A 23028-nucleotide genomic window follows, 5' to 3' on the forward strand; every position below is an offset into this window, starting at 1 on the left:
ATTTTTTTTAACTTCGTTAGTAACTTTACTGAAAACTGGGAGAGGACTCTGTCCTGGACCTACTATACATTCATAAACTTATTTTATTGGCAAATTTTCTAATTGCGTAATCGGGTCTAACTGCTTTATACATATAAAATTTTCAAATTTATTGGAGAACTCATGTAATAAGCCTGCCTTTTCTATCGATTCGCTGCTTTGCAGCAAGAAAAGCACCACATCCTTTCTTGGTCTTGAGCGGATTCACCACTCTAAAAGAGGAATAAGGATCTATTCCAAACTCACTATAAATTAAAATTTTAATTTCTAAAATCACTATTTGAAATTATCTGACGATGATTTTTTGAGTTTTTTGATATCTACGTTAATGTTAAAAGGAAGGGTTCTGCTGTGAAGCTGCTATAAATTCAAATACTTATTTATAAAGTTCCTAAAGTTGGAGATTTTATATAAAAATCTTCTAAAAATAATTTCACTATAAGTGAAGTTTTTATAACCAAAAAATCAAATAAAAATTTTAGAATATTATATTTACTAAAAAGCTGAAATAAAATGAAGTAATTTCATGTAGCAAAATAAAAGAAAGAAAATATCTGTTAGAATAAAAACTCTATCCAATTTTCCTTAATAATAACGTGTGTTATTGCAATAAAATATTATTTACTTCTTTATTAGAAACAACACTTTTTTCATCATTAGTATTTTGAATATCTACTACAATTTCTCCATTAAAATTTTCATCTAAAGCATATTTTAAAGATAGAAGACCTATATTCAACTGTTCTTCATCAGGTTCTTTAGTGGTTATTTTTTGAAGTGTTAATCCAGGATAAGCAAGGATTTTACCTATTTTTGTATCTATAATTTTTGCCGTAAATCTTTGAAATTCATAAGCCACACCTGCAACAATTGGAAGCAGAACAATTCTTGAGATAATCTTTTCCCATGTGGAATTCCAACCAAAACCACCTGAAATTGCAAATACTATTATAGAAGCGAAAACTGTAATTATCAAAAAGCTTGTTCCACATCTTGGATGAAGTGTAGTATATTTTTTAGCATAAGCTGTTTCTAACGGTTCATTATTTTCATAAGTATGAACACTTTTGTGTTCTGCTCCATGATATTGAAATACTCTTTTTATATCTTTCATAAAAGAGATAGCCCATATATAAGCTATAACAAGAGCCGCTCTAATTAATCCTTCTATAAAGGCAAACAAAAATTCAGACTGAATTTTAAATGGTTTTGTTATTAAAACGGGAAGTACTCCAAATCCTAAAGTAGCGATTACTATTGCAAATAGTATAGCTATAACCATGTCTTTTGTTGTTAGATCTTCATCTTCTTCTCCAGAGATATTTGCTGAATAAGATAAAGCATTCATTCCAATTATCATTGAATGTAATAGAACAAAAAATCCTCTTATTATAGGTATCTTCTCTATAATACCCCATGAATTATCTTTAATAGTTTTTATAGATATCTTTCCATCTTTTCTTTTTACTGCTACTACAGTATTTATACCTTTCATCATTACTCCTTCTATTACTGCCTGTCCTCCAACTGTTTTTGGTTTAACTTTCATCTACTTTTATCCTCCTTAAAACTTCCTCTGCAATACCATCTTCAGTTATAATAAAATAAAATTTCATTGCTTCTTTATCAATTCCATTTTCCCTTTTAAGGAATTTAGAAGCATTCTTTCGTATTTTATATCTTTTATTTATTTCCATTTGCGAAATATCTTTAACAATCTTAAAAAGGTCAACATTTTTTCTGCAAGCATCGACAATGTCTTGTATTATTTCATCATATTTTGACATTTTCTCAAATCGAAATTAAAGATTTTCTTGGAAAGAAGCTTCCTTTGACGTTCTCGCAACTACTTTAAACTTTATTCCGGTTCTTTTTTCAGACCCTACTTCCACCTCCACAAAACCGGGAATGACATAAATTTCTTTACCTTTAGTTTCTATGAACCTTTTAGCAATAGCAATAGCCTTTACAGCTTGGTTAACCGCTCCTGCTCCGATAGCTTGGATTTCTACTTCGTCTGTTTTAGATAATACTCCCGCAATAGCTCCAGCAACTTTATTAGGTGAAGATGAATGACTAACTTTCAATACTTCCATGACTTAGTATTCCTCCTTTTTAGTTAAGGCTATACATATATTGTATCATAAAATTAAGATAAGTCAAAAAAATTAAAAATTTATTTTCAATGATATGATATAATATAACAATATCAAAAGTTTATAGAGTATTGAATTTATGTAAGGGAAAACGGTGAAAAACCGTTACGGTCGCGCCACCGTGAGCGAGGACGAAACTTACCTATAGCCACTGGGGATTTACCTGGGAAGGCGTAAGGAGTAGAAAGATTCGCAAGTCGGGAGACCTACATAAATCCAAGAGTTTCTATCTTTTCGCGCCAAAAAGATAGAAAATGGTTATTTTTAATGGCGTAAATTTTTATAGGAGGCCATTTTATGAAAAAGTTTTTTGTAAGTTTAGTGTTGATTTTGGTATCTGTTTTAGCAGTGTCTCAACTTTCTTTGGTTGATGATCTCGGAAGATTGGTAGTGTTTGAAAATGATGTTGAACATGTAGTTTCAGCGGCACCTTTAGTTTCTGATTACATAAAACATTTAGGTTTAGAAGAAAAAGTTATAGGAGTAACTGATTGGGATACTATTATTCAAAAGGAGAAAATAGGTAACTTGATTCCTTTAAATATTGAAAAAATTGTTTCTTTAAATCCAGAGTTAGTATTTGTTAGTGGCGGATTCCAAGAACCTGAAGTAAAAAGGTTGGAACAACATAACATAAAAACTTTTGTTATCAATCCTACAAACTTTAATGATATTTACAGGGAATTGATCATCATAGGAACAATTTTAGGAGAAAGAGAAAAGGCTTCGATACTTTCTAACGAATTAAGGGAAAAGGTATTAAATATTGCTAAGGAAACGTTCACTTGGAAGGATAAGCCGCGTGTTTTATATTTGATGGTTCAAAATAATATTTCACAGATTTGGACAGCAGGTACTGGTTCTTATATAAATGAGTTGATATCTTACGCTGGAGGTTTGAACTTAGCAGCTTTATATACAGGGAATAACGGTTTTTTACAAGTTGGGCCCGAGTTTGTTGTTTCTCAAAATCCAGATATAATTATCGTTGACTCTTATTATGAAGGAGACGAAAATGCAAAAAATGCTATTATGAATGCTCCACAGTTCCAAAACATTAAAGCCGTTAAAGAAGGCAGAATAATTATGGTTGATGGGAATAAAATGTCTCTGGCTTCTCCTTCATTAATTGAAATTTTAGAACAACTATACAAGTATTTTGGTGAATATCGTTGAAAAAGAAATCTATGCAAGGGGAACTACCCCTTGCTTTATTTTTGGTGTTTCTTAGTTTTATCCTTTTAATCGTTTTTACTGCCAATGGAAGTGTGAAAGTGCCTTTTAAAGAAGTATGCTTGTCATTAATAGGGAAACAATCAAACCAAGTCTACAAGAATTTAATAATAAATGTAAGAATGCCAAGAGTTGTGGGAAGTTTTTTGATTGGTAGTATTCTTGCAATTTGTGGAAATGTTTTACAACTTGTGATACAAAATCCTTTAGCAGATCCGTATATTTTAGGAATATCTTCGGGAGCAAGTTTTGGAGCAGTACTGTATACGGCTTTGAGTAGTATTTATGGTTTTTCTCTTTTTATGGGATTAGAAGGGTTCTCATTCTTTTTTGGTATTTTAACTATATTGTTAGTACTTTTGTTAGCAAGACAAGGTAAAAAGCTTCCTGTTCTTTCTTTAGTTTTAAGTGGAGTAATAGTAAGCTTTCTTTTTAATTCTTTTACAACATTATTTACAGTTATGTATTGGAGGAACTTAATCCATATTAATATATGGTTAATGGGTAGTACGGCGGATTTGATCTGGAACGATGTTTTAAAGTTATTTTTAGTTTTAATTTTTCAATTTTTTATTGTTTTGTTATTCTCAAAACAATTAAATGTATTATCGATGGGGGATGAAATGGCTGTATTTTCTGGTATTAATCCAGACCGTTTAAAAATATTTTTAATAATAATTAATGTTTTTGCGGTTTCTTTTACAGTATCTCAGGCAGGTATAATAGGATTTGTAGGTCTAATAATACCTCATATAATTAGAATGATCAAAGGTCCACATTCTTTAATTTCAAATTTCTACTCGCTTTTTATTGGTGGAATATTTATGATGACTGCGGATTTTATATCTCGTACATTGTTTGCACCGACAGAATTACCAATCGGTGTAGTGACATCGATTGTAGGAGCTCCAATCTTTATATATGTAATGAGGAGAAAAGAGAAGTTATGATATCTGTAAAAGGGTTGAAATTTAGTTATGGGAATAATTTTAAATTGAATATAGAAAATCTAAAAATAGAAAAAGGAGACATCATTTCTATAATAGGTCCTAATGGTTCAGGTAAAAGTACTTTGATTAAGATATTTAGTGGAATTCTGCGAAACTATTCTGGGGATGTATACATAGATAACGAAGATTTAAAAAGTTATAATTATAGGGAATTATCTAAAAAGATAGCCGTAGTTCCTCAAGAATTTAACACTTTGTTTGATTATGACATAGAAAGTATAATCTCTACTGCAAGAATACCTTACTCTAAAAGAATAAGTTTTTTTGAATCTATAGAAGACAGAAAAATTATTGAAGAAGTTATTAATTTAGTTGGATTAAAAAATCTAAAAAACAAACCTTTTTTGCTTCTCTCAGGGGGAGAAAAACAAAAAGTCATGATTGCAAGGGCATTTGCTCAAAAAACCCCAGTTTTATTGTTAGATGAGTTTTCTTCTCATTTAGATCCTGGCTATACCCAAAATTTGTTGAAATTAGTAAGAGCTATGGTAAGAAAAGAAAATAAAACAGTTTTAGCAGTTTTCCACGATGTAAACAACGCTGCTTTATTTTCTGATAAAATAATAGTAATGAATGAAGGAAATATTAAATATGTAGGAACACCAAAAGATATATTCAAAGAATCTATAATGAAGGAGATTTTTGATATTGAAGTATATATTATTAATCATCCTTTGAAGAATATACCTCAGATTTTGTTCAAATAAAATATTATTTTATAGGTGTTGGTGATTTAAATGGCAACTATTGATATAATAGGCGGCATTTTTATTGATGTATATATCTTTAAAGATAATAAAAATTATGTTCACGATTCAAATATCACAATAATTCCAGGAGGATGTGGTTTGAATGTAGCTATAGGTTTATCAAGATTAGGACATAAAGTCAGAATATTTGGGAATATTGGAAGTGACTTTATGGGGGAATATTGTTTAAAAATACTTTCGGAGTATGGTGTGGATACCAACTGGATTCAAAAATTGAATTACCCCACACCTACCTTTATTACTATTAATGAAAAACCTTTAGCTGTATCAAGAAAAGTGGCGGATCTTGATATATTACTTTCTAAAAATAAAGCTGATTATTTGTTTATAACAACGGAAGTGAATTCTAATATTGTTAATAGTAGTATTTTTATGAACTATAAAAAAACGTTTTTCGATATAGGGCCAAGACCTAAAATTATAAATAAAAAATATGAAAATGTAATATACATAGGAAATGAAAAAGAATGCGAGAAATTCTCTTTTAATTGCGATATTGTTAAATTAGGTCTAAATGGTGTTCGATGGGGAGACATAAAATTAGAAGGAAATAAAGAAGAAGCACCGTATAAAATAGGAATGGGAGATGTTTTTGATGTATTTTTAATTGACGGCATTTTAAATAACAAAGAAAAAGAAATTATATTGAAAAGTGCAATAACTAAATCAGAAAGTGTAATGAAAGAATTAGGAGCTTTAAATAAAATAATTAAGTTTCCCAAGAGTCACTGAGTTTACTATTTGATTTTTCCTTCTTTTTTCCGTATTCTATAATATCTTTCAAGGTAATCTTAGATAATTCGGAAAATATAGCTTTTTGAACCTTTTTCCAAACGAAATCTGTAGGACAGGTCTCTTGTTCTATGCAATATCCTTTTGAAACACAATTGTAAGAGTTTAAAGGTTCTTCTAATATTTTTACTATTTCAGAGAGTTTTATATCTTCAGGGTTCTTTTTTAGAATGAACCCTCCAAATTTGCCTCTTTCGGATTCGATGATTCCTGCCTTTTTCAATTCTGCGAATATTTTCGCTAAAAATTCATTTGGGATCGCAGTCTTTTCTGAAATTTTGTATATAGGTGTATGTTTTGATTTTCCTTGTTCTTGCTCATTTTGTAGTTTGCATAAATAGTATAATCCCCTTATAGCGTAACAACTTTTGATAGTTAACGACATAACAATCTTCACCTTCTTATTTTAAGGCTTTTAATCACTTTAAAAATTCTAAACTTCACATTTTATAAATATTTTTGATTAACTACTATTTCTTAACTTCTTCGCTACACGTAGCAAAAGGGAGGGAGAGGGCTCCGCCCTGAACCCATTTTAAATTCAAAAGCTTATTTTCTGAAAATTTTCATTTCTAAAGTACCTACTACAATAATACTTCACTTTAAAAATTCTAAACTTCACATTTTATAAATATTTTTGATTAACTACTATTTCTTAACTTCTTCGTTACACGTAGCGAAAGGGAGGGAGAGGGCTCCGCCCTGGACCCATTTTAAATTCAAATGCTTGTTTTTAAAAAATTCTCATTTCTAAAGTACCTACTATAATAATACTTCACTTTAAAAATTCTAAACTTCACATTTTATAAATATTTTTGATTAACTACTATTTCTTAACTTCTTCGTTACACGTAGCGAAAGGGAGGGAGAGGGCTCCGCCCCCTTACCGTCATAAATTCAAAAGCTAATTTTTCAATTTTTTTGTTTCTATAGTCTCTATTAAGGTTCTTGAATTCTTTTAACTATTAAATTTATCCATTTAAATTTGCCGTATATAAATTTCTAAAAGTATAAGTACTCTTTTTTGCAAATGGAATGATGTTAAACATATCCATTTCAAAGCAAAAGTCCACATCCTCTTTGAATCCTAACTTTTTTAATCTAAGTGCGTGAAATGAATTTGCTATATCTCTTTTCTTAGTATCTGAAAGCTTTAAAACTAACTTGGCTCCATCGTTTATTTCATAATCCTCTTTTTCTAAGAGTTTTTTTAAAAAAAGTCCAGCTGCATAACAATCTTCAAGTGAAATATTTCCATCTGTTCCAGAACATACGATACCTACCTTTTGGTACTTCTTTTCTAACAAAAAATTCAAAACAGACGTAAAATTTAGTAATGAAAGGGCAATTACGTTTCCATGAGCATTAATTATTTTCATAGTTTTTGCTCCGTTTGTTGTAGTTAAAGCAATGGGCTTTTTTCTTATTGTATCAGAATATTTAAGAAATTCTATTGGAGAATTCCCAAAATCGAAGCCTTCTATTTTAATAGCATTTCTTTCCCCTGCAATTAAATAGCCCAAAGGTTTAAGTTCTCTGGCAGTATCAACTTCTTCGCAAATAAACACCTCCTCCACTCCGCAATGAATCAAGGTAGATATGCTTGAAGTAGCTCGTAAAATATCTATGAGTACATATATTTCGTGCTCTTTAAATGGTTCCTGAGGCAACAAATACACATTCAAATATTTTTTGAAAATATCTTTTTCTGTTATTTTAATCTATCTCCTTTTCTTCTGGAGTAACATATGTTTTAAGACCATAGTATTCAAGATGCCAAGTTTCATTCAAGGAAGCTAAAGTATATTTGTGGTTACTTTCGTATATAATATGAGATACAGAAGCGTTGTCTATTCTAAAAGTGGTATGTTCATTAAGTGGAATGTTTAATATCCAACAAATAATAGTCCTTATAGCAAGTCCATGTGCAACAACTAATATTCTTTGACTTAATTCATGTTGCTTTATTATTCTCTTTAGAGCTCTTACCGCCCTGTTTTGAACATCCCCTAAAGCTTCTATACCTTCTACTAAAGCCCAAGGATCTCTATGCCAATATTCCAATTCGTCTTTGTAATTTTGCAGTATATCTTCTAATTTTTTACCATCCCAATGGCCTATGTTACATTCATTTAAATCAGGATCTTTTTTTATAGTTAGATGATGATAGTTATTAATTATCTCTGCAGTTTTTATTGCTCTTTTTAATCCCGAACAATATATATCGTTTATTTCAACTTTCTTAAACCTTTCTGCTGCTGCTTGAGCTTGACTTATTCCTTCATTATCCAGCTCGATATCTCTTTGACCTTGCCATATTCCTTCTTTATTCCAAAGTGTTGTTCCATGTCTAACTAAGTATAAATCCAATATTATAGCACCTCCATAATTTCATTCCCATTCAATTGTGGAAGGTGGTTTTGATGATATATCATAAACCACCCTTGTAATCTCTTCAACTTGGTTTGTTATCCTTCTTGAAACTGTATCTAATATTTCATAAGGAATTTTGGACCAATCAGCTGTCATGCCTTCTATACTATCAACTGCCCTTAAAGCAACTAAATACCCATAATTTCTTTTGTCTCCTGTAACTCCTACAGTTTTTATTGGAGTTAACACCGCAAAAGCTTGCCAAACTTTCTCATACCATCCAGTTTCTCTAAGCGTTTTAATGAAAATATCATCTACTTTTTTCAATAACTGTAACTTTTCTTTTGTGACTTCTCCTATTATTCTAATAGCAAGTCCAGGGCCTGGAAACGGATGACGATATAATATTTCTTTGGGTAAACCTAAAATTTCTCCTACACTTCGTACCTCATCTTTAAAAAGTTCCCTAAGGGGTTCTATTAATTTTAAGTTTATTTGATCAGGTAAACCACCCACATTGTGGTGACTTTTTATTTTGTAAGTTTTTTTCCCAGATTTTGCACTTTCTATTACATCAGAATAGATTGTTCCTTGTACAAGAAAATCGTAATTTTCATCTTTTTTAGCTTCTTCTTCAAATACTCTGATAAATTCTTCTCCAATAATTTTGCGTTTTTCCTCAGGATCCGTAATACCTTTTAATCTTTTTAAAAATCTATCTTCCGCATTTACAACAGTTAAATTTATTCCATAATAATCTTTGAAAGTGCTTTTTACTTCTTCAGCTTCATTTAACCTTAATAAGCCATGGTTTACAAAAATGGCCTTTAAATTATGTCCAATTGCTTTATAAGTAAGCATAGCAGCAACAGAAGAATCTACACCACCAGATAAAGCTATAATAGCTTTTTTATTTTTTGCAATATTTCTTATTTCTTTTATTTTTTCTTCAACAAAATCTATAAGTGTCCAATTACCTTGCATTTTGCATATTTTTATTACAAAATTTTTTAAAATATTGTTTCCAAAATCAGTGTGCCTAACTTCGGGATGGAATTGAATACCATATATTTTATTTTTTTGGTTTTCAAAAGCTGCTATTATTCCATTATCCGTTTTAGAAATTATTTTGAAACTTTCAGGAAGATTAGTAACCGTGTCTTTGTGGCTCATCCATACGTTAAATTCTTTATCTATATTTTCAAACAGTTTCGTCTTTTCTACGATTCTTATTTTTGTTTTTCCATATTCAGCAATACCTATTTGTTCAACTTTTCCACCTAAAAGCTTAGCTAAAAGTTGCATCCCATAACAAATACCTAAAATAGGAATATTCGAATTTAATATTTCTTTTGGTATATCAGGTGCTAATTCATCATAAACACTATCAGGCCCCCCAGACAATATTATACCTTTTACATCTTTCAAGGATATTTTATCATCATATTGGATAACCTCAGAATAAGCTCCCAATTCCCTTATTCTCTTTGCAAGAAGTTGTGTATACTGTGAGCCAAAATCTATAATAAGAATTTTTTCCATATTTTACCTCCAACCTATTGTTTCATCACAGTCTTTTTTATATCAATTTCAGAGTTAGCTAAATTATAGTCTTTGTATAATAAAGAATATATATTTGTTGCTAAAAAGTCATATTCTATTTGAGTTAAAAAAATTTCGGGATAAGAAATATACTTTTTATCCGTTTTTAAGCAGTCATTATTCAGTTTATAATAAATTCTTTTATATTTAGAAGGAGTTGTTATTAAGGGGTATTTGCTTACTTTCTTTATATGATTTAATAATTTTTGTCCCTTGTTATTAAAAGCTAAAACTCTCAGGTATTGAGGACCATATTTGTCATATCTTCTTACTTCATTTTCTTTTAAATTAAAAAATATTTTTAATAAGGTTCTTTTAAGTCGCGTTAAAGTAAATCTTTTTGTCTTGACACATTCTAATAATTCAAATAGAGTTGAAGAAGAATTAGAACAGTCTAAAAATCTTCTATCTAAACCTTCTTTTATACCGTCTATTTCCAATAGTTCTTCTCTTTTCATCATCCTTAATTTTGCTAAAATCATATCTCGCATATCTTCAAAAAAAATAGGAGCCTTTTTTAAACTTATCTCTCTTCGCAATATTTCATATGAAACCTCTGGTAACGCTTTTTTGATCAACTCAAAATCGTTTTTTTGGATTATAGCTCTAATTGCGGTTGCACTTGAAATTTCACCTGTAAAATTCTTTTCATTATATTCAGCTTTTATACGTTTTATCGTATGTGGAATTATTTCAGAATTATATAACTTTAAGGAATTTAAATATTCTATGGCAAGTATGTCGTTTGATTTTTCTAAAATATCTATTATATTTTTCTCAGCGTATAAACTTTCTAAATATTCATTTAAAGCATACTTTCTTGCATTAGGAAAAGACAAGCCTTCTTTTAGGTGTTTATTCAAAAGTTTTTTAAATTTTTTTGGTTGATTAGTCAAAATATCTGAGATATTTTTTAATGTTTCTAAATCTGATGATTCGCTTCCGAAAGCAATGTCAGTTACGACACCCGTTCTTTCTAAAGTACCTATGGCACCAACAGCGAAACCACTTGCATCTTGAATAGAATACACAAAAGGTAATTCAAAAACTATATCTATCCCCATCTTTACCGCTATTTCTGACCTTGAAACCTTATCAATTATAGCAGGTTCGCCGCGCTGGACAAAATTTCCACTCATTACAGCTACAACATAATCTGGATTTATAAGGGCTTTGGATTGCTGCAAGTGATATAAATGGCCATTGTGAAAAGGATTATATTCAACTATAACACCTAAAACTTTCAAAATCACACCTACCTAAAATATCGTTTTATTTTGACTATACTTCAATTATATCAAATTTATATAAGGTATTGAACTTTTTTGTTTAGCTTTTGATTGAATATGGTAAAATTAAATACTGTAAATAAAGGTGAAGAAAAACATAATAATCGATAAATTTAATCATAATTTAAATTGCTACTAAAAAAATAATGCTAAAATTAATGTGAAATGATAATTTCGAAAAATAAGCATTTGAATCTAAAATGGGTCCAGGGCGGAGCCCTCTCCCCCTTCCTTGGCTACAAGTACCGAAAAAGGTAAAGAGATTAGGAATTAGTAAGGATTAGAACTGAGGAGGTATTTTGTAAAAGAATCAACGTTAAAATATACATATAATAAGGATTTTGGAATTTCTAAAGTAAGTAAACAGTAAAAGAATAGGAGGTAAATATGAATATATTAATTTCTAACGATGATGGGATAATGTCCCCAGGAATTATAACTTTAAAGGAGTATCTTTCGCGCAAGCATAACGTATATGTGGTTGCACCAGACATAGAAAGAAGTGCCACAGGACATGCTATAACAGTAAGAAATCCATTATGGGCAAAAGAAGTGAAGTTTGGGGATATCTTTTTTGGTCATGCGGTTAATGGAACGCCTGCAGATTGTGTTAAAATAGGGCTTGATGCGATATACAAAAATGTAAAATTTGATGTGGTTGTGTCTGGAATAAATAAAGGAGCAAATTTAGGAACAGATATTCTATATTCGGGAACTGTATCTGCAGCTTTAGAAGGAGCAATAAATGGTTACCCTTCTTTAGCCGTTTCTTGTGTTGAATATGTCAATCCAAATTTTGAAGATGGTGCCAAAATAGTTTTAGATTTACTTGAAAATCTGAACTTTAAAGATTGGCCAGAGTTCACTACATTAAATGTTAATATTCCAAAGATAAGTTATGATGAAATAAAGGGAATAAAAGTTACTAAGCAAAGTAAAAGAAGATATGAGGATTATTTTGAAGAGAGGAAAGATCCTTTTGGGAATTCTTATTATTGGATGTTAGGAAACATTATAGAAGACGATGATGATCCGAACTCAGATTATAACATTATAAGTCAAGGTTATGTTTCAGTAACTCCTTTAAGTGTATTTATGACACGTTATGATTTTATGGACGAATTAAAAAAGCAATTGGAGGTCTGAAACATGGAAGTAAGAATTATAGGAGATCCTATTCTTAGAAAGAGAGCTAAAAAAGTTGTTGAATTTAATAGTAAATTAAAAGAAATAATCAATGACATGTTTTCTACAATGTATTTATACGATGGAGTTGGTTTAGCAGCTCCACAAGTAGGTATTTCGTTAAGATTTTTCATTATGGATTCAAGAGAAGATAATGACAAAGGTAAAAAAATTGTAATAAATCCTGAAATAAATGAATTTTTAGGGGAAAATGTGCTTTACGAAGAAGGTTGTTTAAGCATACCAGATATATTTGAAAATATCGAAAGACCTGAAGGCATTAAAGTAAGATATCAAGATATCGATGGTAATTTTATAGAAGAAGAATTACACGGTTATCAAGCAAGAATATTTCAACATGAATTTGATCATCTCGAAGGAATATTGTTTACAGATAAATTGCCGATTATAAAAAAAACAATGGTGAAAAAAGATTTGATAAAATTAATAGAAAAAGGTAAAAAACGAGCTTTAGAATTGGGTGATGTTTAATTATGGCTGAAAAAGATAAATTTAAAATAGTTTTTATGGGGACTCCAGAATTTGGAGCAACTATTTTAGAAACGCTAATAAAAAATGGATATAATATCATCGGTGTATTTTCACAGCCAGATAAACCCAGAGGTCGTGGATTAAAATTAAGTTCAACACCTGTAAAATCTGTTTGTCTGAAGTATGATTTACCAGTGTTTCAGCCAGGTTCTGTTAATAAAGGAGAAGGATTTGAAACACTTTTAAATTTAAATCCAAATATTATAATTACAGCAGCATATGGAAAAATTCTTAAGAAAAAGGTTTTAGATTTGCCCCAAAAAGGTTGTTGGAATGTTCATGCTTCACTACTACCTAAATATAGAGGAGCCGCTCCCATTCAAAGGGCCATAGAAAATGGAGAAAAAGAAACAGGAATAACCATTTTTAAAATGATAGAAGCGTTAGATGCTGGGGATATTGCAATTCAAAAATCTATATCAATCGATATTGATGATAATTTTGAGGCTGTTTATAATAAGTTAATTGGTTTAGCTAAAGAAACCGTTTTGGAATTCTTAGAAAGATTTGATAGCTTTATCCTTAAACCTCAAAACGAAAAAGAAGTGATCTATGCAGAAAAGATTACACAAAAAGATTTGAAAGTGGAGTTTAATTGGAAAGCAGAAAAAGTCCACAATAAAATAAGAGCTTATGATCCCATACCAGGAAGTTTTGCATTAATAAATAATGAGAAAGCTAAAATATTTGGTTCAAAACTTTTATTAGCAAATAGTTTATCTGATTTAAATAATGAGTATGAGAACGGCACTATCTTTGCTAAAGATGAAGAAGCCATATTAGTAAAATGTAAAGATGGTGTAGTTAAGATAAAAGAAATACAGTTTCCAAATAAAAAAAGAATTTCAACTATTGATGCAATAAATGGCAGAAAGATTAAAATAGGGGATAAATTTTATTGAGATTTATTCAAAGAATAAATTTTTGGCGTTGTTACCTAATATTTCTTTCATTTCTTCTATGTTTTTATTTTTTATCTCGGCAATCTTTTCATAAACGAATTTTACATATATAGGATTGTTTCTTTGACCTCGGTAAGGTACAGGAGGCAAAAAAGGCGAATCGGTTTCAGGAAGAATTTTGTCTAAAGGTGTCTTTTCTACAACTTCTCTTAGCTCTTTGTTATTGGGATATGTTATAGGTCCATCAAATCCAAGATAGAATCCCATATCTAAAAACTTCTTAGCAGTCTCCCAAGTATCAGAAAAACAATGCACTACACCGACTTTTTTTGGAAGTGGGATTTTCTTTAAAAATTCATATGTTTGATTATATGCTTGCCTTATATGCAAAACAACGGGTTTATCTATTTTTCTAGCTATTTCCATTTGAGCGTCAAAAACTTTATACTGGTCTTGTTTACTTGTATTCCAATAGAAATCTAACCCAATTTCTCCAATAGCAACGATTTTAGATGACAAAGATAGTTTTTCTATTTCTTCTAAAGTCTCTTTTTTTATATTTTCGCTTTCTGTAGGATGAATGCCAACGGTGCCATAAGCTTTGTATTGCTGTTTAACAAAATCAACGATTTTTCGAGACGTTTCTATATTAATACCTATCTCTATATAAAAATCCAATTCTTCATCAATTTTTTTTAATACTTCATTTCTATCATCATCAAATTGTTTGAGAAGTATATGACAATGGGTATCTATATAATTCAAATTTAACTCTCCTTTTTAATTATTTTTAATTTCCTTAGAAGTTCCAAAACTTGGATTTTATTAACAGTATAAGTTTGAATTTTATAAAAATAAAATTATTTCCCTAAAAAGGGAATTCTACATTTGATAGGGCTTCAGTTTAATATCGTATTAAAATTCAAACAAATTTAAACCTATAGAAGAATCAAATTTTCTATTAATTTCTCCTTCTATAACTTTTATGATTATTTCAGCAGTGCCGCTAACAATTGCCGAATTTAAATGTCCACCGTAGGCTTTAAGTTCATAATCTGAAATAACAGTGTGAACGTGTAAATAGGTTTCATTATTCATTGTGGATATATTACCAGTTAAATTGATTATTTCAAAGTCCCCAGAGAACTTTTTAGAGTAATATTTTTTTTCTTTAGTATTAAAAAGGCCTATAGTAACATCATTGGTTGAACCGAGACCTGAAATTTCTCCTAAATTTATTGAATGATCTTGGCAAAATTCTTTAAGACAGGAAATTATTTCTTCTCCTTTATCTAATCTTATTATATACGTATTTCCACATTTTTTGAATTCCATATTATTTTTATCTTCTCCATTTCTTTTATAATTTTTTTATTGCCCGCAGACTTTAGAAATTTCTAACGTATCTATGTCTTATGCTAAAAGAGGATTGAGAATTTACTCTCAAACCATTATAAATTCAAAATATTATTTTTAAAAAATATGTAGTTTTATGTTTTTATAATATCAAAAATTTATGTTTTAATCTTTAAGTTCGAGAAAAGCTTTTATAAATATATGAATTAATTAACTTTTCATACTTTTATGATAAAATAAAAAATATAGAAAAATAGATCAATTAAAAAAGAGGATTTTCTACAAATAAGCATTTGAATTTATAACGGGGTCCAGGACGGAGCCATACCCTACCCTGCCGAGCTACAAGTAACAAAAAAGTTAAAAAATTCAGAATTAGTAAGGATTAGAACTGAGAAGATGTTTTGTAAAAAATTAATTCTAAAACACATATAATAAGGATTTTAGAATTTCTAAAGTGGGTAGGATATAATTTAAGGAGGCTTTTATGAAAAGTGTTTTTGTATTTGATTTAGATGGAACCCTTTTAAACTCTAATGTAGAAATTTCTCAAAGAACGGCAAAAGCTTTAAAAAAATTAAAAGATAAAGGACATCTTATCATTTTATCAAGCGGAAGAATGTATGCTTCAATGCAATATATTATTGAAAGATTCTTGCCGTTTCTTAGGAATTATGTCATAGTTTCTGCTTATAACGGTGGATATTTGGTAGATCATAGTGGGAATGTTGTTCTTGAAAAAGGTGTAGAAAAAGAAACAGCATGTGAATGTATAGGATTTTTGCGAGAATATAGAGTCCATAGACATATTTATATAAACGATGTACTAATTTCTGAACAGGATGATGAAGAAATAAAAGCTTATGCTAAACATTCTTTTGTAAATTATACATTAGTGGATGATTTAGTCAAAGTTGTTAAAAATAGCGATCATCCCACATTAAAAATACTTGCAATTTGTGAACCAAAAACACTTGATGAACTAAAAGGAATGGCTCTTAAAAGGTTTAAAGATAAGTTCAATATAATGAAATCTTTCGATAGTTATTTGGACTTTATTCCAAAAGGAGTATCGAAAGGAGAAGCCTTAAAGATATTCTCTAAAATTTATAACTTTGATCTAAAGAACTGTTATGTTTTTGGGGATTCTGAAAATGACATAGATATGCTTGAAATTTCGAACAATAGTTTTGCGATGGGAAATGCTAAAAAAGAAGTAAAAGAAATCGCAAGATATGTATTACCGACTAACGATGAGGATGGTGTCGCTTATGCAATTGAAAAAATTTTCATTACTGATTTCAATAATGTTAATACTTAGCTTTACTTTTGCGAGTGAATACGATATAATAAACAAGGAACTAAAAATAGAAGGGAAGTTTTTTGATAGTTTATCAGAGTTAGAGAAAATTGAATTGGAAAAAGATATTTTGGTCGGATATCTTTTAAATCTCCAAGAAATTGATCCAAAATTATCTTATTCAACGTTAGGAACCATGAGAAATTATAATTTAATACAACAATTTTGCAGAGAGTTGGGATATTATTTAAAAAAATTAGGAATAGATTTTGTTGTTTTTGGTAATCTTCAGACTTCTAATAAACAATCAGAAAATCCTCAAGAGTTTATTAGTGATTCCCCGTACTTAATATCTGAAGTTATTTATCGTATGATTAGAGGCTTTGAAACTAGTGGGGTTTTACCAGTAATAATAGTTAGCTCAAATGATAATAAGAATGCTGTAGATTCTTTACTTTTGAAATGTGGTTCATTTTATTCTTATTCAGAAGATTTAAAAGGAGTAGACTTAATTTTTGATGGTGAATTGGTTCATCTAGAAAGTAATAATTTTTTTATGTTACCCTGGAGTTATGGAGAAGGAAATTTAAGAGAAAAAATTCAAGAAATTATTAATAATACTACTACAAGTTTATTATGAAGAAAGAATTTTTATAATGTACTTAGGGGGGTTTAAAGTGAAAAGTATTGGATTAGATACTTCTGGGAAAATGATCGTTAGAGGTCCTCAAAAAGCAAAAGGACAAATAATGGTTTCTGGGTCAAAAAACTCGGTATTGCCAATAATGGGAGCTTCTTTACTCACTGATGAAGATATAGTATTGAAGAATGTTCCTGATTTAGCCGATGTTAGAACAATGATAGAGATTTTAGAAAGTGCTGGTAAAGAAGTAGAAAGATATGACGATGAGTTAGTAATTAAAAGTTCTGGCATTTTAAATTCTGAGATTCCTTATGAACCTGTTAGAAAGATGAGAGCTTCATTTAACGTTTATGGTCCTTTGACTATTAGAAAAGGTTATGCAAAGGTTGCATTGCCGGGAGGTTGTTCCATTGGAGCAAGACCGGTAGATTTTCATTTAGAAGGCTTAAAAAAGTTAGGAATAGAAAGTAATATAGAACATGGTTTTGTAACAAGTTCTCTTATAAAACCCAACAAAGAAATAAATGTATCTCTACCTTTTCCGAGTGTTGGAGCAACTGAACATATTTTAACAACGGCTTGTTTATTAGATGGAGTAAAAACTACTATTACCAATTGTGCGATAGAGCCAGAAGTAACCGACTTAATAAATTTTTTGAACGAGATGGGAGCGAGAATTTTTGGTTCTGAGACATCCATTCTAAAAATAGAAGGGGTTAAAAAGCTTAAAGGCATTGAATATACTGTTATTCCAGATAGGATAGAAGCCGGTACTTATATAATTATGGGAGCTTTAATTGGTCAAGATTTAATCGTTAAGAATGTTACTGCCGATCATTTGCATAGCTTATTCTCTATATTTGAAAAAATGGGAAGTCCCATTGATTATGATAGTAAAAGAAGAGAAGTTAAAATAAGTGCGCTTCAGCTTTCTACTTTAAAAAGTATTAGTATGGAAACAGCACCTTTTCCAGGGTTTCCAACAGATTTACAACCGCAAATGACAACATTATTGTCGCTTGTCTCTGGTAGATCTACTATAACAGAAACAGTTTTTAAAAGTAGATTTTATCATATTGATGAGCTAAATAGAATGGGAGCTAAAATAAGGGTGGAAGACAATACTGCAATAATAGAAGGCGTTAATAAACTTTCTGGGGCTCCTGTGGAAGCAACTGATTTAAGAGCAGCGGCAGCACTACTAATTGCGGGGCTTGTAGCAGAAGGCGAAACTGTAATAACTAACGTCGATCATATTTTTAGAGGATACGAGAAAATTCAAGAAAAGATGGAAAAAATAGGCGTAGATTTGTTTTATGTGAAATAATGTAAAAGTTTTTGCTTGTTTTAGAAAAATGATGAATAATGAAGATAAATGAATTAAAATAAAAAAACCTCTATAGAAGTCTATAGAGGTTTTTTGTATCTATATTATAATTAAAATGCTAAGCTTGCACTTAAGTATAAGTACCAATGTAAATCTGTCAATTCGTTGGCACCTACAGCACCATCGTCCCATACTTCATTACCAAGATGCAACCCTATTTCTAATGGGTCAGCAACTTTATAAGAAACACCAGCCATATAAGCTAACTTGTTAGCGTCCGGATCTGCATCAGGGTTTTCATAGAAATAGAACAAGTCTCCACTTAATGTAAGCTTATTTACTCTGAGTTCTGAATAAAGATGAGGAGTAATAGTATATTCTACTGGAGAAACAAAATCCATATCTACAGGTACCTTTGCTCCTAATAATAATTTTTCTTTTTCGTATTCAACAAATGGTGTTAAAGATAAAGAAGATGATTCTGTCATAAGATCATAAGTAAAAGTATCTTTCAAACCAAATGTAAAATAATCCATTGTTGAAGATACATCAAAACCTGCTCCTATTTTTTTTGCATCAGACCAAGATATGTCTTCATCACCATCGTCTATATCTGAATTATATTCTTGAGCAAATACTGTTGTTAGACCTTCCTGAAATTTAGCGTATGCATGAGGTGTTAATACAACGGTTGAAGATGCATTCTCAACTTTTACAGGATATTTGTAATCAACATAAACTCTGTAAGCGTTTGTAGGTGTGCTTTCATCATTTAAAAGAGCAAATACAAGATCAACAGTTTCTTCTCCCGGAAGTGGAGATTTTGTTAATTTACCTTCAACAGAGAATCTGTTATTCCCTGAACCTTCATAATTGCTGAATGCAGCAGCTACAAAGCCTTCAATATCTTCGCTTATCCCTAAATCATATTTTGCACCAACAATCCAACCTTCTGGGAAAGAAAGAGTTCCAGTCGCATGTTCTGTTACTTCGCCTGCTTTTAAGTCGGCTAACTCTAAAGATAAGTTATAATTCTTTAAACCTAATTTTAAAGCTCCTTCCGTATCTGTAAAACCATTAATAGTGTAATCACTCAATACGATAGCCCCTGGTTGATATCTTATTAACCAAGTGTCTTCTTCAAATTGAATGTACTTTAAACTGATAGTAGGATCTACTTCAACACTTGTTAAAACGGTGGTTGTACCAATAACTGTTGTTTCTGTTTTTAAGTTAACCGGCTTCAAGGTGAAACCAGCACTTAACTTACCACTTTCAGATGTAAAAGGTATATCAAAACTAATGTCAAAATCCAAAGATGAAGTGACATCTAAAGCACTTTCATCTAGTAAAACTTCGAAACCTGCTGAACCACTAACATTAATAACTGGTTCTATAGAAAAAAGAGCCAGTGCAGAAAGTACCACCATAAAAGTAACTAAAAGTTTTTTCATACAGAAATACCCCCTTCTACTTTTTTAATTTTGTTTTTGAGAAATCTTTCTAATTATAACAAAATTCAGAATATCTTGTCAATACAACATTGTGAATTTAAGTGAAACTTTTTATTTTTTATTAGATTACTGTTGAGCTAAATATATCCCAAGAGATCCTAAAAATACACCTAATCCTGCTGTTATCCACAATAAGAGCTTTTCATCTTTTCCTTTTTCTAATTCCTGGGTGTTTAAATCAACTTGCTGACTTAATTCTGTTATTTTTGTTTCATTAGCTGTAATTCTTTGGTTCATATTCGGTAAAATAACCTTCAGAGAATCAGAAAAAATCTTGTTTGTTTCAGCTAAAGACTTTACCTCAGATACTTGTTGACTCAATGATTGGACATCTTTACTTAAAGCTAATATTTCTTCTTCATTAGCTGCTACTGTATTTGAAAGATTGTCGATTTTGTCGTAAGTATCATATTTCAAATTCAAATGATTTCTTATCATAGTTTGTTGGAAACTTTCTAAAGAAGAAACTCTTTGATCTAATGAATTTATCTTTGATTCGTTGTCTGCTACTTTTCTTGAAAGATTTGGTAGTGCTTTTACAAACATAGAGTTTTGTTCAGCTAAAGTTTTTGTCTCATCGACAGTCTTACTCAAAACTTCATAATTTGCTTTTAATTGATACACATCTCCTGTAATCATTAACAGGTCTTCTGTTAATGAGTCACCAATGTTTTTTGCTCTGTATGCAGTTTTTTTAACATCACTGTAGGAAGCTTTTAAATCTGCCAAGAGACCACCCTCATTCAACGAATCACTTAAGGATTTTACTTCATTTGAAGTAGAGTCTACTTTTTTAGATAAGTCTTTAACTTTAACTTCTAAATATTCAAGATCCTTTGTCTTTGCAATTTCTGGAGAATTTTCAAGGTAAGTAACAAGCCTTGTCATCCATACTGATGCGTCTGATCTAGTAAGTGGTTCGTAGCCTCTAAAAGTTGGTTCATCTACCGGTATAATTCCTTTTTCAACCAATTTCATTACATAGTCGTAAGCCCAATGATCTTCGCCTACGTCTGTAAAGCCAAGAGAAAAAGCTGAAGCAACAAAGACTATAACCATCATGAATACTAACGTTTTTTTCATTCTTCCTTACCCCCTTTTGATTAATTATATTTTTTTATATGTATTTAAAATCTTAAAACTTATAAATCAATAATATTATACTATATCATAGAAAAAAATGCAAAGTTATTTTGCTTTTTTTATTCTGAAAAAATTTTTCTTTCCAACTTTCAATATCGCACCTTCTTTAAAATTGGGAACATTTTTAAAATCCTCTATTTTTTCTTCATCGATTTTTATCGCACCTTGCTTTATGGCTCTTTTTATTTCGCTATTACTGTCGTATACTTTCGTTTTTGAAACTATATCTAATATACTTTCTCCTTCTGTTACTTCAATTTCAGGTAGATCTATAGACATATCTCTTTTTTGAAAAATTGATATGAAAGTTTCTTTTGCCTTTTTGGCTTCTTCTTTATTATATAATAAAGAAACAATTTCCTCAGCTAAAATCATTTTAACATCTCTCGGGTTAATTTCCATATTCTTCATTTTCTCTTCATATTCTTTTATTTTTTCCATTGGAATATCTGTCAAATAACACATATATTTTATAATAAGATGATCCGGTATTGACATAACTTTTCCAAAAACATTTTCTGGAGTATCATTAAAAGCTATATAATTATCATAACTTTTACTCATTTTTAGGTGGCCATCTGTACCTTCTATTAGAGGCATTGTCATAACTACCTGCGGTTCTTGACCAAATTCTTCTTGAAGTTTTCGTCCGACTAATAAATTAAAGAGCTGATCTGTACCACCTATTTCTACGTCTGCTTCGATAAAAATAGAATCATAAGCCTGTGCAATTGGATACAAAAATTCAGCAATAGTAATAGGTTCGTTCTCTCTCAGTCTCTTACTAAAATCATCTCTTTCAAGCATCCTTGCAACTGTGTATCTTGAAGTTAAATTAATTATATCAGCAAATGTTAATTTAGAAAGCCACTCACTATTAAATTTTATAATAGTTTTTTGAGGTTCTAAAATTTTAAAAGCCTGTTCTACATAAGTTTCTGCATTTTCTTTTACTTCTTTTTCGGATAACATCGGACGAGTCTTTGTTCTTCCCGAAGGATCTCCTATTCTTGCTGTAAAATCACCTATAATTAGATACACTATGTGCCCAAACTCTTGAAATTGTCTTAATTTCCTTAAAACAACGGCATGCCCTAAATGTAAGTCAGGCCTCGAAGGGTCTACTCCCAACTTTACTTTTAGCTTTTTCTTTTTTTGAAGTTTATTCAACAAATCTTCTTCTGTTATTAAATCTAATGTATTATTTTTTATTATATTTATTTGATCTTCAAGATGCAAATTCATTTACTCCTCCTTAAGAAAGGATCCATGTAACTAAAAAGCAGCTAAACATAAATAATATTCCTAAAGTTAAGGCCAATTTAGAAGCTTTATCTAAACCTTTTTCTCTACCAAAATTTGTTGCAGCTGCTCCTGCTCCAAAAGCACCTCCTATTTCACTGTTTTTTTGCATACGCTGTAAAGCGAAAAAAATTACTCCTATGGCTAAAACAATATGTACTATTATTAATAAAACATCTAAAAAACCCATTTTTTACCTCCTTCGCCATTTTTATATACCGCCTGGATTCATTTTAAATTCAAATACCTCTTTTCTGAAAACTTTCATTTCTAAAGTTCCTGCATTTTATACTTGATTAGAGACATGCATACAATACCCACTCTAAACCAGCATTTTAAAGTTTCTACTATTTTTATTATATTTTATTTCTATAAAGATTAATTATCAATTATCTTATATAACAGTTTAAATTTATTATATCATACTACTTTTTCTTATGCAACTTTATTTTAATATTATTAAGTAAGAGAAAATCAAAGATTTTTTAGCTTAATTAAACTTAAAAAACGATAATTCTCTCTAATTTCTGTTAATTGGAT

At 30.0% G+C, this 23028-nt stretch carries 24 protein-coding genes and 1 riboswitch; of the genes, 10 read left to right on the top strand and 14 right to left on the bottom strand.

Features of this window, described 5'->3' with window-relative positions; genetic code table 11:
* Positions 1-640 precede the first annotated feature (640 nt).
* From X924_RS03795 to X924_RS03805, 3 genes are read right to left on the bottom strand one after another with little or no spacing between them, the layout of a single operon-like run.
* Positions 641-1588 carry a DUF1385 domain-containing protein gene (locus tag X924_RS03795; protein ID WP_121957617.1) on the bottom strand — a complete coding sequence of 316 codons (948 nt, stop codon included), beginning with the start codon at positions 1586-1588 and terminating at the stop codon, positions 641-643.
* Positions 1578-1826, bottom strand: a complete 249-nt coding sequence (locus X924_RS03800; protein WP_121957618.1) for a hypothetical protein — start codon at positions 1824-1826, stop codon at positions 1578-1580. The genes X924_RS03795 and X924_RS03800 overlap by 11 nt, the downstream gene beginning before the upstream one ends.
* Positions 1827-1841: 15 nt before the next feature.
* Positions 1842-2135 carry a stage V sporulation protein S gene (locus tag X924_RS03805; protein WP_121957619.1) on the bottom strand — a complete coding sequence of 98 codons (294 nt, stop codon included), beginning with the start codon at positions 2133-2135 and terminating at the stop codon, positions 1842-1844.
* A gap of 100 nt (positions 2136-2235) precedes the next feature.
* A riboswitch (cobalamin riboswitch) is annotated at positions 2236-2424 on the top strand.
* Positions 2425-2492: 68 nt separating this feature from the next.
* Here X924_RS03805 and X924_RS03810 point away from each other — a divergent pair.
* The 4 genes from X924_RS03810 to X924_RS03825 are packed head-to-tail and all read left to right on the top strand — an operon-like array spanning position 2493 to position 5940.
* Positions 2493-3371 (top strand): ABC transporter substrate-binding protein, encoded by an 879-nt coding sequence (locus X924_RS03810; RefSeq protein WP_121957620.1) that lies wholly within the window; start codon positions 2493-2495, stop codon positions 3369-3371.
* The gene (locus X924_RS03815; RefSeq protein WP_121957621.1) at positions 3368-4378 is read left to right on the top strand and encodes an iron ABC transporter permease; all 1011 of its coding nucleotides are present in this window, start codon (positions 3368-3370) and stop codon (positions 4376-4378) included. Before X924_RS03810 ends, X924_RS03815 begins: the two co-directional genes overlap by 4 nt.
* Complete coding sequence (locus X924_RS03820; RefSeq protein ID WP_121957622.1) at positions 4375-5145, top strand: ABC transporter ATP-binding protein; 771 nt, start codon at positions 4375-4377, stop codon at positions 5143-5145. Before X924_RS03815 ends, X924_RS03820 begins: the two co-directional genes overlap by 4 nt.
* A gap of 30 nt (positions 5146-5175) precedes the next feature.
* Complete coding sequence (locus tag X924_RS03825; RefSeq protein WP_121957623.1) at positions 5176-5940, top strand: PfkB family carbohydrate kinase; 765 nt, start codon at positions 5176-5178, stop codon at positions 5938-5940.
* Here the strand turns inward: X924_RS03825 and X924_RS03830 are convergent.
* The 5 genes from X924_RS03830 to X924_RS03850 form a co-directional block, all read right to left on the bottom strand.
* Positions 5918-6385, bottom strand: coding sequence for an Rrf2 family transcriptional regulator (locus X924_RS03830; protein ID WP_121957624.1), 468 nt, complete (start codon positions 6383-6385; stop codon positions 5918-5920). The two genes, X924_RS03825 and X924_RS03830, sit on opposite strands and share 23 nt — an antisense overlap.
* Before the next feature lie 586 nt (positions 6386-6971).
* Entirely contained in the window at positions 6972-7679 is a 708-nt protein-coding gene (locus tag X924_RS03835; RefSeq protein ID WP_233186577.1) for a 2-phosphosulfolactate phosphatase, read from the bottom strand.
* Positions 7680-7716: 37 nt separating this feature from the next.
* A complete protein-coding gene (locus X924_RS03840; protein WP_158245309.1) occupies positions 7717-8370 on the bottom strand; it encodes a histidine phosphatase family protein in 654 nt (217 codons plus the stop codon).
* Between the two features lie 21 nt (positions 8371-8391).
* Positions 8392-9915, bottom strand: a complete 1524-nt coding sequence (guaA, locus tag X924_RS03845) for a glutamine-hydrolyzing GMP synthase (RefSeq protein ID WP_121957627.1) — start codon at positions 9913-9915, stop codon at positions 8392-8394.
* Between the two features lie 14 nt (positions 9916-9929).
* A complete protein-coding gene (locus tag X924_RS03850) occupies positions 9930-11222 on the bottom strand; it encodes a nucleotidyltransferase (protein WP_121957628.1) in 1293 nt (430 codons plus the stop codon).
* 429 nt (positions 11223-11651) lie between these two features.
* Between X924_RS03850 and surE the strand changes: the two genes are divergently transcribed.
* From surE to fmt, 3 genes are read left to right on the top strand one after another with little or no spacing between them, the layout of a single operon-like run.
* Entirely contained in the window at positions 11652-12410 is a 759-nt protein-coding gene (gene surE / locus X924_RS03855; RefSeq protein ID WP_121957629.1) for a 5'/3'-nucleotidase SurE, read from the top strand.
* Positions 12411-12413: 3 nt separating this feature from the next.
* Entirely contained in the window at positions 12414-12941 is a 528-nt protein-coding gene (gene def, locus X924_RS03860; RefSeq protein WP_121957630.1) for a peptide deformylase, read from the top strand.
* Between the two features lie 2 nt (positions 12942-12943).
* A complete protein-coding gene (gene fmt, locus X924_RS03865; RefSeq protein ID WP_121957631.1) occupies positions 12944-13903 on the top strand; it encodes a methionyl-tRNA formyltransferase in 960 nt (319 codons plus the stop codon).
* 3 nt (positions 13904-13906) lie between these two features.
* Here fmt and X924_RS03870 read toward each other — a convergent pair whose 3' ends face one another.
* Both X924_RS03870 and X924_RS03875 read right to left on the bottom strand, forming a co-directional pair.
* Positions 13907-14668, bottom strand: a complete 762-nt coding sequence (locus X924_RS03870) for a TatD family hydrolase (RefSeq protein WP_121957632.1) — start codon at positions 14666-14668, stop codon at positions 13907-13909.
* 150 nt (positions 14669-14818) lie between these two features.
* Entirely contained in the window at positions 14819-15238 is a 420-nt protein-coding gene (locus tag X924_RS03875) for a PPC domain-containing DNA-binding protein (RefSeq protein ID WP_121957633.1), read from the bottom strand.
* A 508-nt stretch (positions 15239-15746) separates the two neighbouring features.
* On the opposite strand from X924_RS03875, the gene X924_RS03880 reads away from it, so the two are divergent.
* The 3 genes from X924_RS03880 to murA are packed head-to-tail and all read left to right on the top strand — an operon-like array spanning position 15747 to position 18529.
* A complete protein-coding gene (locus X924_RS03880) occupies positions 15747-16580 on the top strand; it encodes a Cof-type HAD-IIB family hydrolase (RefSeq protein WP_121957634.1) in 834 nt (277 codons plus the stop codon).
* Complete coding sequence (locus tag X924_RS03885; protein WP_121957635.1) at positions 16531-17199, top strand: hypothetical protein; 669 nt, start codon at positions 16531-16533, stop codon at positions 17197-17199. The genes X924_RS03880 and X924_RS03885 overlap by 50 nt, the downstream gene beginning before the upstream one ends.
* A gap of 16 nt (positions 17200-17215) precedes the next feature.
* Positions 17216-18529 carry a UDP-N-acetylglucosamine 1-carboxyvinyltransferase gene (murA, locus tag X924_RS03890; protein WP_369826020.1) on the top strand — a complete coding sequence of 438 codons (1314 nt, stop codon included), beginning with the start codon at positions 17216-17218 and terminating at the stop codon, positions 18527-18529.
* A 110-nt stretch (positions 18530-18639) separates the two neighbouring features.
* On the opposite strand, the gene X924_RS03895 is transcribed toward murA, so the two are convergent.
* The 4 genes from X924_RS03895 to secG form a co-directional block, all read right to left on the bottom strand.
* The gene (locus X924_RS03895; RefSeq protein WP_121957637.1) at positions 18640-19983 is read right to left on the bottom strand and encodes a hypothetical protein; all 1344 of its coding nucleotides are present in this window, start codon (positions 19981-19983) and stop codon (positions 18640-18642) included.
* Between the two features lie 126 nt (positions 19984-20109).
* Positions 20110-21126 (bottom strand): S-layer homology domain-containing protein, encoded by a 1017-nt coding sequence (locus X924_RS03900; RefSeq protein ID WP_121957638.1) that lies wholly within the window; start codon positions 21124-21126, stop codon positions 20110-20112.
* Positions 21127-21231: 105 nt separating this feature from the next.
* Entirely contained in the window at positions 21232-22425 is a 1194-nt protein-coding gene (gene tyrS, locus X924_RS03905; protein WP_121957708.1) for a tyrosine--tRNA ligase, read from the bottom strand.
* A 16-nt stretch (positions 22426-22441) separates the two neighbouring features.
* Positions 22442-22678 (bottom strand): preprotein translocase subunit SecG, encoded by a 237-nt coding sequence (gene secG, locus X924_RS03910; protein WP_121957639.1) that lies wholly within the window; start codon positions 22676-22678, stop codon positions 22442-22444.
* Between the last annotated feature and the right edge of the window lie 350 nt (positions 22679-23028).

The sequence above is a fragment of the Petrotoga sp. 9PWA.NaAc.5.4 genome, assembly GCF_002895485.1.
In the GTDB taxonomy this organism is placed as follows: domain Bacteria; phylum Thermotogota; class Thermotogae; order Petrotogales; family Petrotogaceae; genus AZRK01.